This is a genomic window from Tepidibacter formicigenes DSM 15518 (assembly GCF_900142235.1).
In the GTDB taxonomy this organism is placed as follows: domain Bacteria; phylum Bacillota; class Clostridia; order Peptostreptococcales; family Peptostreptococcaceae; genus Tepidibacter; species Tepidibacter formicigenes.
In genome coordinates this window covers 17,522-35,323 of sequence record NZ_FRAE01000025.1, presented here as the reverse complement: position 1 = coordinate 35,323, position 17,802 = coordinate 17,522, and the positions used below count along the sequence as shown (strand labels likewise).

The following is a 17,802-nucleotide window of genomic DNA, read 5'->3' as shown; positions in this document are numbered from 1 at the left end:
AAAAAATTCGCTTCATGCTATCGCATGGCTCATGTCGCCAACGAGTCCTAACGGACTCCGTTGCTCAAAATAGTTGATATTGTAGTACTTTTAGTAATGTTATCCACAAGTTGAAAAATTTATAATATCCTATAGAGTAAAAAAATGACCCTGCAAATTTTGCAGGGTTTTATTTAACCTTTTTAAGATTTCTTTTTATCTCTATTATTTGATTATCACTATGTGCCATTTTCATAGTCAAGCTGTTTATATCTACTTTGGTAGATTCTATTTCGTTGCTAATTTCTTCTAATTTGATTTTAGTTTCTTCTTTAAATATTGTTAAATCAGCAACTTGTTCATATACTGAATCTAATGTTTTACGCATCATTTTTTGGTTTTCTTTTACTTCATTAATATCACTTTTCATTCCATTAATGTCCTTTTTCATTCCATTGATGTCACTTTTCATTTCATTAATGTCACTTTTCATTTCTCTTAACATTTCAAATATTTTTTCTTCCATGGCTGTCACCTCTTATACAATTATATTTAAATATTAACACAACACAGTGAAATTTAAAATAATTATTTTATTGTTGATAAATCGTATTTTTTATCCACAATATTCACATATACCTGTTATTAAGTTTTTAACAGGTAAACATATAGTATATGCACACTTTTATTAAAATATTCCCCAATTTATCCACATTTTTATCAACATTATCCACATCTAATTTTTCCAAATCTTCGTTACCATAACAGTCATATCATCTTGAGCATTTCCATCTACAAGCTTTAATGCTTCATCTAATATTACTTTTGACATTTCACTTGGACTGGTTTTATCAATTTTTTCAATTACAGTATAAAGCCAATTTTCTCCAAGATGTTTATCTTTTCCAGCATCTATTATTCCATCAGATACCATTATAATGAAGTCTCCTTCTTTTATTCGTCTCTTATCTCTATCAATCTTTATCTCTGATATTATTCCTACAGGAAGAGAAGATGATGATATAACTTCAACTCCTCCTTTTCCTCTTTTTATAAAGGAAGGACAAGCACCCATTTTGACACTTTCAATAGCTCCATCTTTTAAATCTACTATACTTAAATCTACTGTTGAGAATATTTCATCAGATGATTTTAACATTAGCATATTATTTATGGTATCTATACTTATTTCTTCATTTATTTTAGATTCCATCATCTTTTCTAATATTTCTATAGTAAGCGATGATTCTTCACATGCTTTTTCACCTTTTCCCATTCCATCACTTAAAGCAATCATATATTTTCCATCCCAGATTTCCATATATGTATAGTTATCCCCAGAAACAATATTCCCATCCTTAGATAAAGAAGATACATGAGTTCTTGCCATATATTCTTGTGAGTTTACAAGCCTTATACTGCATTTATCACTTATAGATCTACATCCTAGTTTATATGATGTAAGCCTTTTCCCTACTGCTCTTGATACTGTAGGAATTAATTGTTCTTCACATAGACTTCCTCCATAACAGGCATTTTTTTCTATGTTTATTTCAAAATTTTCGCCTTCTCTTCTTAAAAAGCTTATTTTATCCACTTTTATATTTTCTTTATCCAGCTCTATAATTATATTATTTTCCATATCTAAGTCAAAATCAATTTCTTCATTAAGCTCATTTGCAACATTTCCTATAGAATTTGATATTGATTTAATTTGATTTGATACAAGCTTTCTAGTTTCAGAAAGTTTTTTATTCCATTTATAATCAAGCATAAATAAATCAAAATAATGGTTTGCAGATTTTATTACATCACTTGGATTTATGCAGTATCTTTCAAAATCCTTTGGAACTAAATTTTCATCTATTTTACCCTCTTCTTCTAATATATTTAGTATTCTAACAAACAAGCTGTAGGTATGATTAAATTTTAATCCCCAACAACTTCTTTTCATTCCACATTTTGAGCATACATCACAGTTTATCATATCCACAACACTTGCTATATCTCTTTGATCTAGTATTTTATCCTTTTCTCTTACCTTTTCAAATGTAGTACCTATTTCAAAATATGCCTGCTGAATATCTTTGAGTCTAGAATGAAGAATTTCTTTTACTCTTTCCATATAATTCAAAGCAGATTCTTCACTTCCTAAAATTCCTTTTGTGAATCGTTCTAAATATTTTAGCTTTTCTTCTGGTATTAATAAAAATGTTAAAGATGATATTCCAACTTCTCTTATGGATAAAATAAGCTCTTCACTTCCCCTTGTGTATATTATTATTATGCTCCATCCCATTATAAATCCAATTACGCTCATATATTTACTTATTTTATTAAATAATCCTCCCAAAAGCCCAGAAAATCCATATATACCTATATAAATAGGCGATGCAGCTGTATTCATTGTTGTTATAAGTCCTATTGTTATCCCAGCGGAAGCTCCAAGAGCTCCTCCACCTTTATAAGAGATTATTATTATCAAAAGAAGTGATAATACATTCTTTAAAGATATTTCAAATAAGCTTATGTTAGAAACCCCTGTAATAGAAAGTCCTATTATTATAGATAATGCTATTATTTCCTCATTTGAAATTGTTCTTCTCATAGACCTTTTAAGAATAAGAGGTATACCAAATGAATATATATATATTAAAACAAATACAGAAGTTCCTTCAAACAATGATACTAAAATATCGTATATATATATTCCTCTTATAAAAGAAATACCCATTCCTATAAATGCACTTATGAAAAATCCTATAAATGCTACTTTAATAATACCCTCTTCTTCTTTAGCCATATTAGATATAGTAGATGAAATTAAATATACAGCAACAAGGGTTATTATATACTTTAGAGCATAACTTCCTTCATGACTTAATATTATTCCTGTAGCTATGGAAAAAAATACAGGTATTTTATATTTTTTATGTTTACACATATAAATAAAGTAGGCTATTCCAAATGGGCCTAAATTATCTATTATTACAGCTCGTCCAAGTAAAAAACCTAGTAAACATAAAAATACTAATGTATTATCAATATTTATTCCTTTAGATACATCTTCTATGTATCTTCTTTTATATGCAGATATTTGTGGTCTTTGCATAAAAAAACCTCCCCCCCATTTCATAGATTTTATTCTATCAAATAGTGAGAAAGGTTTTTGTCATAATCAGTAGTGACCTTTAAAAAAATTTAAGACATTATTTTTAGCTTTTGACAAATTAGCCCTTCTAAATTATCAAATTCGCTAATAGTCATATCTTCAAATTTAAGTTCTTTAATTATTATATTTAGTATTCCTGCTCCAGCAGTTATTATATCTGCTCTTTTTGGTTGAAGTCCTTTTATATTTTTCTTTTTTTCTACACTTAATTTTTTCAGATTTTGAAGAATATTTTCTATTTCTTGGTTTGATAATAAGCTATTATGTATCTTATCCATAGAATAAACTTCTAAACACTGTGATATAGCAGATAAAGATGTTATAGTACCTCCAATACCTACAGCTTTTTTTATATTAAAATTCTTTATATTATCCAAAGTATTATTAATTGTAGTTTTTACATACTCTTCAAGCTTTTTAAATTCACAATCATCTACAGGGTCACTTTTTAAAAACTTTTCAGTCATTCTAAGAGCTCCTACATTTTCACTTTTTGAAAATTTTATTCCTTCTTCTTTATTTCCAACTATAAATTCAGTAGAACCTCCACCTATATCTATTACAAGAATATCTCCTTCTTCTTCTATTCCTTGGAGAACTCCTAAAAAACCTAAATTAGCTTCATCATATCCACTTATTATCTCAACATTAACACCTGTCTTTGAATATGCTTTTTCTAAAAATTCACTTTTATTCTTACTATCTCTAAGAGCTGAAGTTCCCATGGCAAATATAAATTTACAGTTTTTATTTCTAGCAGTATTTACAAATTCATCTAGAGCATTTATATTTCTATTAATTGCCTCTTTTGATATAAATCCCTCTTTATCAACATCTTGCCCTATTCTTGTCGTATTTATATATTTTTGTCTATCAAAAAATTTTCCATCTACATATTCCGTCATTAAAAGTCTCATAGAATTTGTTCCTATATCTATAGCTGCAACCTTCATTAAAATCCCTCTTTCTTATTAACATCAATGTAAATTAGCTCCCCTGGTTTTACCATCTTCAGTCTTTCTCTTGCTATTTTTTCTATATACTCATCCTTTTTATAATTCTTGATTTCTTCGTTTAATTTCTTTATTTCATCATCTTCTTTTTTTATTTCATCTTTTAAAGTGGCAATTTCTTTTTTATATTCTCTTATTAATATACTTTGATTTATAACATTATATATAGTTGATCCTATTATAAATACTATAAATATAAAACAAATAATACCATATACATTTATCCTTCTCTTAGCCATTTCATCACCCTATAACCTCTTTACTCTTTTTACTAGTATATACAATATGATATCAAATATAAGGTGAATTGGATAGATTATAATATAGTATAAATTAATCAATATATTTATAATCACTTTTATAAAACTACAAAAGAACCTTAAAATGTACTTACTTACTGTATTAAAATATATAATAACTCCTATTATAAATCCTGTAAAATTATAATATCTAAGATCATAAGAATTAGCTTGATGAAGTATTAAAAAGCTTATTAAAGTTATCACACTCCAAAATAGCATATCTTCTACGCATCTTATTATTTTGTTTCCATTTAAGTTGCATCTTATTCCTCTATAAAAATCGTAAATTATACCCATTAATATTCCACCATAGACAGTTACTAAGAGTATATATATTTCTTGACTTGGATACATAACTATTTAAAAAGCTTTTTAAAAAAGCCTTCTTCATCCTTTTTAGATACTTTAGAATAGATAATAGAATTTATATTACCTTTTACATTAATCATTCCATCTTCTATACTTAGTTTTCCCATATCCAACTTTTCTCCTTCTATTATCATATCTCCCGAAACTGTCTTTAGCTCTATTCTTGTGTCATTAAAAGAGTAAATGTGCTCAATGCCTGATAAACTAAGCTCTTCTCTATTTTTCATATTTAAAATATGCTCCATAAAAAAATCCCTCCATAGATTACTTAATAGATTTTTAATTATCTATATTAAATCTATGAAAGGATTTTTAATTTTATTCTATAACTTCATACATTTCTTTTGCTTCATTTTTAAGTACATGCTCTTTTATTTCTAACACTTTAACCTTATTTATCTTTTCACCAAATTTAAGCTCTATAATATCACCTTCACTTACTACAGATGATGACTTAGCTACTTTTCCATTTATACTTATAATTCCTTTATCGCAAGCTTCTTTTGCAACAGTTCTTCTTTTTATAAGTCTAGATACTTTTAAATATTTATCAAGTCTCATATTTTTCTCCCTTCTAAAAAAAGTCCCTCTATTATTTTAAATTGCATTTATCAATAAAATAATAGGGGACTTTTTTAATTTTCTTCATAAAATTTTTTATAAAGATTATTTATTTACAGTATCTTTTAAACCTTTACCAGCTTTGAATACTGGAGCTTTAGATGCAGGTATTTCTATAACTTGCTCTGGGTTTCTTGGGTTTCTTCCTTGTCTTGCAGCTCTTTCTCTTGTTTCAAAAGTACCGAAACCAACTAATTGAACTTTATCTCCAGCTACTAATGCTTCTTCTACTGATTTCATAAAAGCATTAAGTGCTGCTTCTGCATCCTTTTTAGTTAAACCACTGTGTTCAGCCATTTTTGCTACTAATTCAGCTTTGTTCACAATAATTACCTCCTTATGTATTTTATTATTTTATTTTAATTAAAATAATATCACTAATTTTGTAATTCTAGCTTTTTTAAAAAACTCCTTCTTTAAATATTAATTTGTGATTTTTTTTGATTTATTCCACAAATCATCCATCTCTTCTAGAGTCATTTCTTCAAGTTTCTTACCCGTTTTTAAAGCAGAATTTTCGATAAAGCTAAATCTTTTAATAAATTTTTTGGTAGTATTATTTAGAGCTTGCTCTGGGTCTATATTTAAAAATCTAGAAAGATTTACTATAGAGAATAGTAAGTCTCCTATTTCTTCCTCTATGTATTGTATATTGCCATGTCTATGTGCGTCAATAACTTCTTTGTATTCTTCTTCAATTTTTTTGTATACATCATCTATATTGTCCCAATCAAATCCAACAAGAGCAGCCTTTTTTTGAACTTTATTTGATTTTATCAAAGAAGGAAGGTGCTTTGGTATTCTTTCTAAACTCTCTGTCACAGTTTTTTCCCCTTTTTCTTCTTTCTTAAGCTCTTCCCACTTTTTATTAAATTCCTCTTCATTAAAATTTTCTTCACCAAATACATGAGGATGCCTGTATATTAGCTTTTCGCATATTTTTGCACTTACTTCTCTTAAATCAAAATATCCTTCTTCTTTTCCTATTTGGCAGTGAAAAATCACCTGAAGAAGTATATCTCCTAGTTCTTCTATCATTTCCTCTAAATCATCTTTTTCTATTGCTTCAACAAGCTCATATGCCTCTTCTATTACGTAAGGCTTTAAACTTTCATGAGTTTGTTTTTTATCCCAAGAACAACCATTTTCTCCTCTTAATTTTTCCATTATTTCTTCAAGATCAAATACATCATAGTATTTTTTAGATGTTTTTGGAATATATATACTAGTTAAATAATCAAACTTATCCAATCTATCCAGTTCATAAAGCTTTACTTTATGCTTTTCTTCAATATCCTTTATTCCAGCACCTTTTACTATGTATACATACTCATCATCATTGTAATAGTCCATAAGATTTAGTTTTACTTCAGATGCTATAAATTTATCATAAACTTGAGTTATTATAAGATTTGAGTTTGTATCTATTTTTTCTTTAGAAAGCTTAAATGCATCAACTAACTTAAATCCATGAACTGGATCTACGCCTAAAAAGTTGAACATAGCATCAACAAAACTCATAGAAGGAATTATGTTTAATTTTATTCCTTCATTATGTGCATACTTTTCTATTATCTCAACTGTATTCTCTGCAACTCTTGGATGTCCTGGAACTGCATATATTATATCATTTGTTCTAGCTTCTTTCATTATAAATTTACTTATATTATCATAAACTTTTTCAAAATCATTTTCTTTTTCGTAAAAATAATCTAAAGACTTAAATTCTATATTTTCCTTTATTAAATTCTCTACAATTGGATGTTTTTTAGTTCTAAAATATATATTTTTTCCTTCTTTTAATAATTTATATGCCCCATGGCTTATTAAATCATAATCTCCTGGTCCAAGCCCTACTATTGTAATGCTGCCCATATTATCACCTTCTAAAACAATATTCATATACAAGTATTCCCTATATTTATATACTTATAACAAATTTATCTAAGTAATTTAGCCTTTTTAAGGATTTTGCAAATTTTTTCTCCCTTTGGCATCATTAATATTTCTTCTTCTTTTATAGATTTCGTTATTAAAAGTAATATAAAGTATACTAATCCACCAATTAATATAGCTATTATGCATGCTATAGTGTTTCCAAATTTAACAAATAGCATCTTATATGTAAGTATAACACATATACTCATTATAATCACTGAAATTAAAGGTTTTAGTACAAAATCCCCAAATTCAAAATTAATATTCATATTTCTCTTTATATAATAAAAATTAAGTATTGTAGCTATTATATATGCACTAATAGTTCCTATTGCTGCTCCCTTTACATTAATACTTGGAACTGCTATTAAGCTGTAGCTTATGCCAACTTTAAAAGTCGCTCCTATTAAAAGATTTATTACAGGAATATATGCTTTTCCCATACCTTGTAAAATACCTGTTAATGTTTGAATTAAACTTAAAAATATTACTCCCATAGAAAGAAATAAAAGTATTTGACCTACTGATAAAGGTTCTTTTGGATAAAGCATTTTCATTATAGGAGTTGATAGACTTGCAAGACCAAATGAAGCTGGAAGTCCAATTAAAAGTGCTACTTTTACTCCTGATTTTATATCATTTTTAGCTTTTATCATATTGCCTACTGCAAATGAATGAGATATTACAGGAACTAAGCTCATTGCAAGTGCCATGGTTAGTACCTGTGGAAGATTTATAAGAGTTGCAGCCATTCCTGTAAGCTGTCCGTAAAGACTATTTGCTTTTTCATATGTAAATCCAGCATATTGAAGTCTTCTCATTACTATTGCAGCATCAATCATGTTCATTATAGGCATAATAGCACTACCTATAGTTATAGGCACAGCTATTATAAGTAACTTATTTATTATTTCTTTTACACTTTCTACTTTAGTATTTATACTTTGGCTTAATTCTTTGTTTATATGTTTTTTATTTTTTAAGTACATAAATATCATAAATAAACTTCCTATTAATGCTCCTGCACTTGCTCCAAATGATGCTCCAGCTGCTGCATATTCTCTTCCTTTAGGAAGTAGTAAAAATGCTAAATAAAGCCCTAAACAAACTCTAAAAAATTGCTCTATTATTTGAGATACAGCTGTTGGAGTCATTTCCTGTCTTCCTTGAAAATACCCTCTAAAAGCTGCCATTATTGGAACAAATAAAAGTGCTGGAGATATTGCTATCATACTGTAATATGCTTTTGGATTTTTTATGCTATTTACTATATATCCTCCTCCAAAAAATAATACACCAAAAGTAACTATTCCAGTAATAATAAGAGCTATGAATGAAACTTTAAATACTTTATGAGCTCCTTTAAAGTCTTTTAATGCTATTTTCTCTGAAACAAGCTTTGATATTGCTGCAGGAAAACCTGCAGATGATATAGTAAGAAGTAAAACATATATTGGATATGCACTTTGATAATATCCCATTCCTTCAGACCCTATTATATTCCCAAGTGGTATCCTAAAAAAAGCCCCCAATATCTTAACTACTATACCAGCTACCCCTAATATAAAAGCTCCCTTCAAAAAGGAATTTTTACCCATATATTCTCCTCCAAAATAAAATTTTTAATTCCTAAATCTATTTAAAATTTTATTCAACTTCTCTCCTTTTGGCATCATTAGTATCTCTTCTTCACTTATAGACCCAGTTGTAATTAATGCAAAGCCATATCCAAAGCCTCCTACTATAATAGATATAATACATGCTACAGAGTTTCCAAGTATACCCAATAAAATCTTGTAAGTAATAATTACTAGTGCAGTCATTATACTTACAGAAAGTAAAGGCTTTGCTATATAATATACAAATTCAAATTTTATATTCATATATTTTTTTACATAGTAAAAATTAAGTATTGCTATTATTATAAAAGATACCACTGATCCAATTGCTGCCCCTTTTACATTAAGATATGGAACTGCCATTAATATATAACTTATTATTATTTTAAATAATGCTCCTATACCTAAATTAACGACAGGTATATGTGGCTTTTCTATTCCTTGAAACACTGCTGTAAGTGCTTGATTTAAACCTATAAATACAACACTCATTGAAAGAATTAAAAGCATATACCCTACACTTGCTGGCTCTTTCGGATAAACCATTTTCATTATTGGAGTTGATAAAGCTGCTAATCCAAAAGAAGCTGGAAGCCCTATTAAAAGAGCTGTTCTTATTCCTGTTTTTATGTTCTTTTTAAGATTTTCAATGTCTTTAATAGTATAAAAATGAGATATTACAGGAACTAAACTTATTGCAAGTGCCATGGTTATTGTGTATGGAAAATTAATTAAAGTCCCTGCCATACCTGATAGCTGTCCATATAAATTATTTGCTTCTTTATATGTATATCCAACATCTTGAAGTCTTCTCACTACTATCCCTGAATCAATCATGTTCATTATAGGTAATATACTAGTACCTATAGTTATAGGTATAGCTATTAAAAGCAGTTTATTTATTATTTGTTTTGTACTATCTTCTTTAAAGTTCTTACTTATTTCTAATTCACTTTTTATTCTTGATTTATTTTTTATGTAAATGAAAATTATATAAATTGTCCCAAACACAGCCCCTACAGTTGCTCCAAAAGATGCTCCAGCTGAAGCAAATTCTCTTCCTTTAGGTAAAAATATAAGTGCCAAATAAAGTCCAATTGTTACTCTACCAAACTGCTCCATTATTTGAGAAACAGCTATAGGGCTCATTTCTTGTCTCCCTTGAAAATACCCTCTAAACGTAGACATTACTGGAACTAATAAAAGAGCAGGTGAAATTGCAAGCATTGAATAGTATGCTTTCGGGTTTTTTGAATAATTGTTGACTATATAATTAGCTCCTAAAAACAATATTAAAAAAAATATTAATCCTATAAAAAATAAAACAAAAAATGACACTTTAAATATTTTATTTGCTCCTTTAAAATCTTGTAGTGCTATTTTTTCAGAAACAAGCTTCGATATTGCAGTTGGAAATCCTGAAGCTGAAATTGTCAAAAGTAATATATATATAGGAAATACAGACTGATAATATCCCATTCCCTCAGATCCAATAATATTACCAAGAGGTATTCTAAAAATTGCCCCTAATAAATTAACTATAACCCCAGCTATTCCTAATATAAATGCGCCCTTTAAAAAGGAATTTTTGCCCATATATTCTCCTCCCAATCCAAGAAGTCTTTAAGTTATATAAACTAAGTGTTAATATATCATATTTTTCAGTTTATATCTATAAATAAGGTGAAATTATAATTTAAAAATGAAAAAGACCCACTTTTGGGGTCCTCATTTACTGAACTTGTTTTCCTAAAAAAGAAGCAGCAACTTTAAGTAATTTTTCATCATTTTCAGTTATTTCACCTTCATCTTTACTTACAAGTAAAACAGCTCCTACTGCATCTCCAGTTTCACTTATTATAGGTATAGTAATTTGTTGCTTATATTCTGTCGAATCATCTCTATAAATTGGAATTATTTTGTTATCCTTAACAAGAATAGACGCTCTACTCTCTATTAAATCTTCTAATTCTTTACTTATACTTTTTTCCTTATATTCTTTTTTAGAAAGCCTTGATATTGCAATTACACTATCTAAGTCCGTAATTGCTACTCCAAGTCCTGTATGTTCTGATAAAGTTTCGCTGTATTCTTGAGCAAAATCATTCAATTCTCCAATCGGAGAATATTTTTTAAGAATTACCTCTCCATCCTTTGCAGTAAATATTTCTAGAGGATCTCCTTCTCTTATTCTAAGAGTTCTTCGAATTTCTTTTGGTATTACTACTCTTCCTAAGTCATCTATTCTTCTAACGATTCCTGTAGCTCGCATATTCATCCCTCCATATATAGTCTAAATATATTTTTTACCAAAACTAAAAAAATATACTATTCTCTCGTATCATTCCAAAAATTTATTGGTTTTTGGTTATAATTTATGCATATGTTCAGTTTTTATACGAGTTGAAAATAGTATAATTCCTTAGTAAGCAAAAAAGCCCCATAATATGGGACTTTTAAATAATTTATTTTATATTTTTTAATTTTTTTTCAATTTTTGTTTCTTTTCTTAGTTCTTCTATTTTATCTTTATATGCATTTTGCTCTAATTCAGCTTTTATTCCTTTTTTTACTTCTTCAAATTTTCTTAGTTCATTTATTTTATCTTCTACTTTTATTATATGATATCCAAATTGAGTTTTTACAAGATCTGATATTTCTCCTGGCTTTAAATCAAATGCAACTTTTTCAAATTCAGGAACCATAACTCCTTTTCCAAAATATCCAAGATCTCCTCCATTTTCTTTTGAACCTGGGTCTTGTGAGTATTCTTTAGCAAGCTTTGCAAAATCTTCTCCGTTTTTTGCTCTAATTAATATGTCTTTAGCTTTTTCCTTTACCTTTTTCTCTTCCTCTTCAGAAATAGGATTCATATTATCATCAACAGTTTTAAATAATATATGAGATGCCTTTACCTCTTCTTTTCTGTATTTTTCTTTATTGTTTTCATAATACTCTTTTACCTTTTCATCATTTATTTTAGATGAAGCTAAGTAATTCTCTTTATATTTTACAATTGCCATATCTTTTTTTAACTGCTCTTTTAAAAATTCATCATCTATATTGTTGTCTTTTAAAAAAGCTTTAAAATCTGGACTTTTTTCTAACTGTTCTTTAAACAGTTTCAATTGTTTATCAACTTCACTATCATCTATTTTTAAATTTTCTCTTTGAAAAGCTTGATATACTATTTCATCATCAATCATATTATCAAGTACTTTTTCTTTTACCATTTCTATAACAGTTTTTCCCTTTTCAGCTTCCTTTGTCCAAATATCAGGACCATATAAGCTCTCAAAGTTCTTCTTATACATTGCTAAAGTTTTTTCGTATTCTCCAAGTGTTATTACTCTATCATTTACTTTTGCTACTACATCCTTTGACTGTCCTTTGCTGCAAGCTGCTAGTGAAAATACTAGCAAAACCATTAATACTGACGATACTATTCTTCTCATCTTACAACATCCTTTCATATTTTCTCACAAAATTATTATAACATCTTTTCCAAAACATTAGCAATTTCTGTAACCAATTTGTAATGATTTTTTTCTTTAGTTGTAAATCTATAATGAGGTTCTAAATATATTTTATCTTTTACTTGTTTTATGGTCTTTACTTTAAGCTTTTTACCAAGAGCCTTTATATAAGCTATCATTATCAGATTTCTAAGAGGAGTTGGTATGTCTGAAAATCTATCTTCTATTTCCTCTTCTATATTATCCTTATCTTTTTTATCTTCTATAGCTGCAATTTTTTTGTATATTTCAATTTTAGTGCCTTCATCTTTTATATAGCTATCTGGTATATATGCATTTACATTTAAATCTATTTCTGTGTCTATTACTTCTTCTATATCTTCTCCTTTTACTTTTCTTATAGCCTCATTTAACATCTTAACATAAAGATCGTATCCAATAACAGCCATATGTCCATGCTGCTGGGATCCTAATATATTTCCAGCACCCCTTATTTCAAGGTCTCTCATTGCTATTTTAAATCCAGATCCAAATTCAGTAAATTCTTTTATTGCTTTAAGTCTTTTTTCAGCTACTTCACTTAAAACTTTATTTCTTTCATACATAAAGTAAGCATATCCTTGACGAGATGACCTTCCAACTCTTCCCCTTAACTGATAAAGCTGAGATAATCCCATTTTATCTGCATCATATATTATTATTGTATTTGCATTTTGTATATCCATTCCCGTTTCTATTATTGTTGTACATACCAAAACATCATATTCTTTTTCCAAGAATCCAAGCATTACTTTTTCTAAGTTTCTTACAGTCATTCTACCATGGCCCACTGCAACTCTAGCACTTGGTACTAATTTTTTAATAAGCGATGACATCCTTTCTATACCCTCAACTCTATTGTATACAAAAAATACCTGTCCTCCTCTTGATATTTCTCTTTCAATTGCATCTGCTATAATGCTTTCTTTTCCTTCAACAACATAAGTTAAAACTGGATGTCTTTCTTGTGGAGGCTCTTCAATTAAACTCATATCTCTAATTCCACTAAGTGACATATGAAGAGTTCTAGGTATAGGCGTTGCAGATAATGTTAGTACATCTACTGATGCTTTTAATTTTTTTAATTTTTCTTTATGCTTTACTCCAAATCTTTGCTCTTCATCTATAACAACAAGCCCTAAGCTCTTAAAAGCAATGTCTTTAGATATTATTCTATGTGTTCCAATAACTATATCTACAAGGCCTTTTTTTATGTCTTCTATTATTTGTTTTTGCTGCTTTGGAGTTTTAAAACGACTTAAAACTTCAACTCTTATAGGAAATTTTTCAAATCTTTCCTTAAATGTGTTGTAATGCTGCTGAGCAAGTATTGTAGTTGGTACTAAAAATGCAACCTGCTTTGATTCCATACAAGCTTTAAATACTGCTCTTATGGCAACTTCTGTTTTTCCATATCCAACATCACCGCATATTAATCTATCCATTACTTTATCAGACTCCATATCTGATTTAACATCTTGTATAGCCCTTAATTGGTCTTCTGTTTCTTCATATGGAAATAGTGATTCAAATTCTCTTTGCCAATGAGTATCTTCTTTATATTTATATCCTTTTGCTTTTTCTCTTTTTGCATAAAGCTCTATAAGCTCCTTTGTCATATCTTCTATTGATTTTTTTACTTTGGCTTTAGCTTTATTCCATTCATTAGTTCCCAGTTTGTTAAGCTTTATATTTTCAATATTTTGTCCAATATATTTTTGAACCTTATCCATTTGATCTGTTGGGACAAATAAATTATCTCCTCCAGAGTAAACTATTTTTATATAATCTTTTTTTATTCCTGCAACCTTTAATTGTTCAATTCCTGCATACCTACCTACCCCATGACCCTCGTGAACTACATAATCTCCAATATTTAAATCTAAAAAACTTTCTATTTTTTTACCTTTTTTAAATTTTTTCTTTTTAGATGATACTCTTTTATGAACTCCAAATATCTCATTGTCTGTAATAAGTACATACTTTATATCACTGTATTGAAACCCTTGTGATATACTTCCTGAAGTTATAACTATTTGAGATGATTTTATTTCACCATTTCTTTCTTTTAAAAGAGTTGACTCTACTCCTTCATTTAATAAGTCATTGTAAAGTTTTTTAGCTTTATCAATATTTCCCGGTGCAAGAAGTACTTTATGGCCATGGCTTTTTAAGTATTTAAGCTCTTCTATAAGTAAGTCTATTTTCCCATTAAAAGAAGCTACTTCTCTAGAATTAAAATTAACTATAGCTTTAGGTTCAAATTCTTTTATAGGTTTTGTAAGAAGACTTTTAAGTATTATAAATCTATTTCCTATTAAATCCTCTAATTCATCGAATCTATTAAGTAGATTTATTTGAGATTTTAGTACTGTTTTTCTCTCTAAATTTACTTTATAATTTTCTTTAAATTCATTATAATAGTTATTTGATTTTTCTAATATTCTTGAAGGCTCATTTAAAATAACTAACGCATCTTTTTTAAGGTATGAAAAAATGCTTTTATCTTTATCTTCATAAATATAATCAATATAATTTTCTAGTCCTTCAAAATATATCTTTTCCTTTATTTTTTCTACATTAGAGTATATATCTTCACTTGTATCCTCTTTTAATTCTTCTTTTAAATTTTTTAAGGCCTGTTCTATATCTTTAGGATATAGGATTTCTCTAGATGGTACTATCTCAAATTCATTTATTTTTTCTATAGATTTTTGAGAAATTGTATCAAACATCCTTATTGAGTCTATTTTATCATCAAATAGCTCTATTCTAATAGGATATTCGTAATTTCCTAAATATATATCTATAATTCCTCCTCTTATACTGAATTGACCTATCCCTTCTACTTTAACTACTCTCTCATATCCAATATCTACAAGTCTTGAAGACAACTCTTGAACATTTATGGTATCTCCTAGTCTATATTTAAATATATTTTTCTTTAGTATCTCCTTAGGTATATATTTTTTTAGAACAGCTTCTATAGAGGTTACTAAAATTATATCTTCCTCTTTTATAAGACTTAAAAGTACATTTATTCTTTTAGTTTCTTCTTTTCTATCTTTTGCATCCAAAAAATAAAATAGTATTTCTTCAAAAGATAAGTATATAGCTTTATCTCCTACATAAAATCTTAAATCATCATATATTTTTTTTGCTTCTAAATCACTGTGAGTTATAATCATAACCTGTCTATTTAATTTTTTAAATAGACCATATGTTATATTTGGCTTTTGAGAAGATATAAGTCCATTTACTAAAAGTGGAGATTTATTTTCATTTATATTATTTATAATGTTATTAAACTCTAGAGAGTCTTTTAAGGGATCTATAAAAATATCTTTCATCGTTATCACCTTTCATTAACCGTTATATTTATTCATAGATAAATCTATTCCCTCTTTTATTATAGCCTCTATTGCACTAGCTGCTCTATTTAGTGTTTCATTCAAAGGCTCTATTTCTTCTTTTTTAAATTTAGACAACACAAAAGAAGCCAGATCCTGTCCTTTTTCTGGTTTTGAAACACCTATTCTAATTCTAGGGAAATTATCAAATTGAAGATTATATATAATAGATCTCATTCCATTATGAGTTCCAGCACTTCCTTTTTTTCTTATTCTAATTCTACCAACATTTAAATCAATATCATCATATATTACTATTATGTTTTCTGGATTTACTTTATAATACTTATATATATCAAGAACACTTTGTCCACTTAAATTCATATATGTTTGAGGCTTAACTAAAATTACTTTTTCATTTCCTATTCTTCCTTCTCCAATTAGGGCTTTATGCTTAATTTTCTTAACTTCTATATTATTGTTCTTTGATAATATATCTATAACATCAAATCCAACATTATGTCTAGTATTTTCATATTGTCTTCCTGGATTTCCTAGTCCTACAATTACATACATAATATATCCTCCTTGTTATTTAAGTTTCACAATAAATTATTATACCATATTTAAAAAGATTATAATTTCCTACTTAATATAAAAAAGTCTTTATTCTAAAGATTTTAAAGGCAAACTTTTTTGCAACTCATAACGGAAATTATATAGTTATACATCATTTGAGAGGATTATAATTTCCTATTCGTTATAAAAAAATTCATTTTTGCTAAAACTATAAGTTAGAATATATAATTTGGAGGCTCTTATAGTGAATAGAGAGATTATTTCCGATAAACAAGGTTTAGCTATTGTAGTTATTTTTATTGCAGGAACATCTTCTATACTATCTCTTGCTCTTGAAGCAGAAAAAGATGCATGGTTGGCTATTATACTAGGTATAATTATGGGTATTATTGAATCTTTTATATTAATTAGGCTTAATATACTTTTTATGGATAAAGATTTGTTTGATATTTGTGAAATTTGCTTCGGAAAATTTTTAAGTAAGATATTTATATTATTATTTACTTGGTTTGTATTTGAGGAAGCTTCTCAAACTATAATAAATAATAGTCAACTCATTAAAGATACTGCTCTTCCTGAAACTCCTATGATTGTACCTAGGGTAGTTCTCTTATTTTTATGTGTTTGGGCTGTTAGAGAAGGAATTGAATTAATAGGTAAATGGTCAAGTTTTTTCATTATTCCTTTTATAGTTTTTGTATTTAGTTCAGTATTGTTATTAATTAACAAAATGGATATAAATAATATGCTCCCTATATTAGATAAAGGAATAAAGCCTGTACTTAAAGGAGCTTATTCATCTTTTACATTTCCTTTTGGTGAAATAATAATACTTTCATTAGTTTTTTCACGTTTTAAAACAAAACAATCCTATTATAATGTTTATATATTAGGTTTGTTAATAGGAGGAGTGTGTGCTTTAGTTCTTTCTTTATCCACTATATTAGTTATAAGCCCAACTGAAGCCTTACAGAAATATTACTCTGCATATAGTACTTCTGCAAGAATAGATATAGGTGATTTCATTCAAAGACTTGAAATACTATCATCTCTTGTTTTTGTAATAGGAGGATTTCTTAAAATAAGTATACTCTTACTTGCTAGTAGTATTGGTTTTAGTAAACTATTTAATTTAAATGATTATCGTTTTATAATAATACCAATTTCCTTACTTATTCTTAATTTATCATTTATTTCATTTGATAACAGAATAGAATTTGTTGATTGGAATTCTTCAGGATGGCTATATTATTCTTTTTTATTTGAGGTTATCTTGCCTATTATTATACTTATTGTTGCTGAAATGAAAAAATTAACCTATTCTAAATAATTTAAAGTCCCGTAT

16 protein-coding genes are annotated in these 17,802 nt (G+C 27.6%); 1 reads left to right on the top strand and 15 read right to left on the bottom strand.

The genetic code is table 11. The features are described 5' to 3' along the window. Positions 1 to 169: 169 nt before the first annotated feature. From BUA77_RS06580 to pth, 15 genes are all read right to left on the bottom strand, one after another. On the bottom strand, positions 170 to 505 hold the full coding sequence (locus BUA77_RS06580) for a coiled-coil domain-containing protein (protein WP_072888484.1): 336 nt from the start codon (positions 503 to 505) through the stop codon (positions 170 to 172). A 210-nt stretch (positions 506 to 715) separates the two neighbouring features. Next, a complete protein-coding gene (gene spoIIE, locus BUA77_RS06575; protein WP_072888482.1) occupies positions 716 to 3,091 on the bottom strand; it encodes a stage II sporulation protein E in 2,376 nt (791 codons plus the stop codon). Positions 3,092 to 3,180: 89 nt separating this feature from the next. Continuing rightward, positions 3,181 to 4,104 carry a Ppx/GppA phosphatase family protein gene (locus tag BUA77_RS06570; protein WP_072888481.1) on the bottom strand — a complete coding sequence of 308 codons (924 nt, stop codon included), beginning with the start codon at positions 4,102 to 4,104 and terminating at the stop codon, positions 3,181 to 3,183. Further along, the gene (locus tag BUA77_RS06565) at positions 4,104 to 4,403 is read right to left on the bottom strand and encodes an FtsB family cell division protein (RefSeq protein WP_072888479.1); all 300 of its coding nucleotides are present in this window, start codon (positions 4,401 to 4,403) and stop codon (positions 4,104 to 4,106) included. Before BUA77_RS06565 ends, BUA77_RS06570 begins: the two co-directional genes overlap by 1 nt. Positions 4,404 to 4,412: 9 nt before the next feature. Continuing rightward, entirely contained in the window at positions 4,413 to 4,820 is a 408-nt protein-coding gene (gene yabQ, locus BUA77_RS06560) for a spore cortex biosynthesis protein YabQ (RefSeq protein WP_072888477.1), read from the bottom strand. A gap of 2 nt (positions 4,821 to 4,822) precedes the next feature. Beyond that, complete coding sequence (gene yabP, locus BUA77_RS06555) at positions 4,823 to 5,080, bottom strand: sporulation protein YabP (RefSeq protein ID WP_072888476.1); 258 nt, start codon at positions 5,078 to 5,080, stop codon at positions 4,823 to 4,825. Positions 5,081 to 5,153: 73 nt separating this feature from the next. Continuing rightward, positions 5,154 to 5,396, bottom strand: coding sequence for an RNA-binding S4 domain-containing protein (locus BUA77_RS06550; RefSeq protein WP_072888475.1), 243 nt, complete (start codon positions 5,394 to 5,396; stop codon positions 5,154 to 5,156). Between the two features lie 105 nt (positions 5,397 to 5,501). Further along, complete coding sequence (locus tag BUA77_RS06545; protein ID WP_072888474.1) at positions 5,502 to 5,780, bottom strand: HU family DNA-binding protein; 279 nt, start codon at positions 5,778 to 5,780, stop codon at positions 5,502 to 5,504. A gap of 99 nt (positions 5,781 to 5,879) precedes the next feature. Further along, entirely contained in the window at positions 5,880 to 7,331 is a 1,452-nt protein-coding gene (yabN, locus tag BUA77_RS06540) for a bifunctional methyltransferase/pyrophosphohydrolase YabN (protein ID WP_072888488.1), read from the bottom strand. Between the two features lie 65 nt (positions 7,332 to 7,396). Beyond that, positions 7,397 to 8,992 (bottom strand): putative polysaccharide biosynthesis protein, encoded by a 1,596-nt coding sequence (locus BUA77_RS06535; protein ID WP_072888473.1) that lies wholly within the window; start codon positions 8,990 to 8,992, stop codon positions 7,397 to 7,399. 24 nt (positions 8,993 to 9,016) lie between these two features. Next, the gene (locus BUA77_RS06530; protein ID WP_072888472.1) at positions 9,017 to 10,609 is read right to left on the bottom strand and encodes a putative polysaccharide biosynthesis protein; all 1,593 of its coding nucleotides are present in this window, start codon (positions 10,607 to 10,609) and stop codon (positions 9,017 to 9,019) included. Positions 10,610 to 10,745: 136 nt separating this feature from the next. Beyond that, complete coding sequence (gene spoVT / locus BUA77_RS06525; RefSeq protein ID WP_072888471.1) at positions 10,746 to 11,285, bottom strand: stage V sporulation protein T; 540 nt, start codon at positions 11,283 to 11,285, stop codon at positions 10,746 to 10,748. A 193-nt stretch (positions 11,286 to 11,478) separates the two neighbouring features. Next, a complete protein-coding gene (locus BUA77_RS06520; protein WP_072888470.1) occupies positions 11,479 to 12,468 on the bottom strand; it encodes a peptidylprolyl isomerase in 990 nt (329 codons plus the stop codon). 35 nt (positions 12,469 to 12,503) lie between these two features. Then, the gene (gene mfd, locus BUA77_RS06515) at positions 12,504 to 15,878 is read right to left on the bottom strand and encodes a transcription-repair coupling factor (RefSeq protein ID WP_072888469.1); all 3,375 of its coding nucleotides are present in this window, start codon (positions 15,876 to 15,878) and stop codon (positions 12,504 to 12,506) included. 15 nt (positions 15,879 to 15,893) lie between these two features. After that, positions 15,894 to 16,454 (bottom strand): aminoacyl-tRNA hydrolase, encoded by a 561-nt coding sequence (pth, locus tag BUA77_RS06510; RefSeq protein ID WP_072888468.1) that lies wholly within the window; start codon positions 16,452 to 16,454, stop codon positions 15,894 to 15,896. Positions 16,455 to 16,701: 247 nt separating this feature from the next. Between pth and BUA77_RS06505 the strand changes: the two genes are divergently transcribed. Continuing rightward, complete coding sequence (locus BUA77_RS06505) at positions 16,702 to 17,787, top strand: GerAB/ArcD/ProY family transporter (RefSeq protein WP_072888467.1); 1,086 nt, start codon at positions 16,702 to 16,704, stop codon at positions 17,785 to 17,787. The last annotated feature ends 15 nt before the right edge of the window (positions 17,788 to 17,802 follow it).

Excerpts from the sequence above, each read along its gene's own strand:
- spoVT (WP_072888471.1), bottom strand. The coding sequence starts at position 11,285 with ATGCGAGCTACAGGAATCGTTAGAAGAATAGATGACTTAGGAAGAGTA.
- BUA77_RS06570 (WP_072888481.1), bottom strand. The coding sequence starts at position 4,104 with ATGAAGGTTGCAGCTATAGATATAGGAACAAATTCTATGAGACTTTTA.
- pth (WP_072888468.1), bottom strand. The coding sequence starts at position 16,454 with ATGTATGTAATTGTAGGACTAGGAAATCCAGGAAGACAATATGAAAAT.
- BUA77_RS06530 (WP_072888472.1), bottom strand. The coding sequence starts at position 10,609 with ATGGGCAAAAATTCCTTTTTAAAGGGCGCATTTATATTAGGAATAGCT.
- BUA77_RS06580 (WP_072888484.1), bottom strand. The coding sequence starts at position 505 with ATGGAAGAAAAAATATTTGAAATGTTAAGAGAAATGAAAAGTGACATT.
- yabQ (WP_072888477.1), bottom strand. The coding sequence starts at position 4,820 with ATGTATCCAAGTCAAGAAATATATATACTCTTAGTAACTGTCTATGGT.
- mfd (WP_072888469.1), bottom strand. The coding sequence starts at position 15,878 with ATGAAAGATATTTTTATAGATCCCTTAAAAGACTCTCTAGAGTTTAAT.
- BUA77_RS06520 (WP_072888470.1), bottom strand. The coding sequence starts at position 12,468 with ATGAGAAGAATAGTATCGTCAGTATTAATGGTTTTGCTAGTATTTTCA.
- BUA77_RS06550 (WP_072888475.1), bottom strand. The coding sequence starts at position 5,396 with ATGAGACTTGATAAATATTTAAAAGTATCTAGACTTATAAAAAGAAGA.
- spoIIE (WP_072888482.1), bottom strand. The coding sequence starts at position 3,091 with ATGCAAAGACCACAAATATCTGCATATAAAAGAAGATACATAGAAGAT.
- BUA77_RS06565 (WP_072888479.1), bottom strand. The coding sequence starts at position 4,403 with ATGGCTAAGAGAAGGATAAATGTATATGGTATTATTTGTTTTATATTT.
- yabP (WP_072888476.1), bottom strand. The coding sequence starts at position 5,080 with ATGGAGCATATTTTAAATATGAAAAATAGAGAAGAGCTTAGTTTATCA.
- yabN (WP_072888488.1), bottom strand. The coding sequence starts at position 7,331 with ATGGGCAGCATTACAATAGTAGGGCTTGGACCAGGAGATTATGATTTA.
- BUA77_RS06535 (WP_072888473.1), bottom strand. The coding sequence starts at position 8,992 with ATGGGTAAAAATTCCTTTTTGAAGGGAGCTTTTATATTAGGGGTAGCT.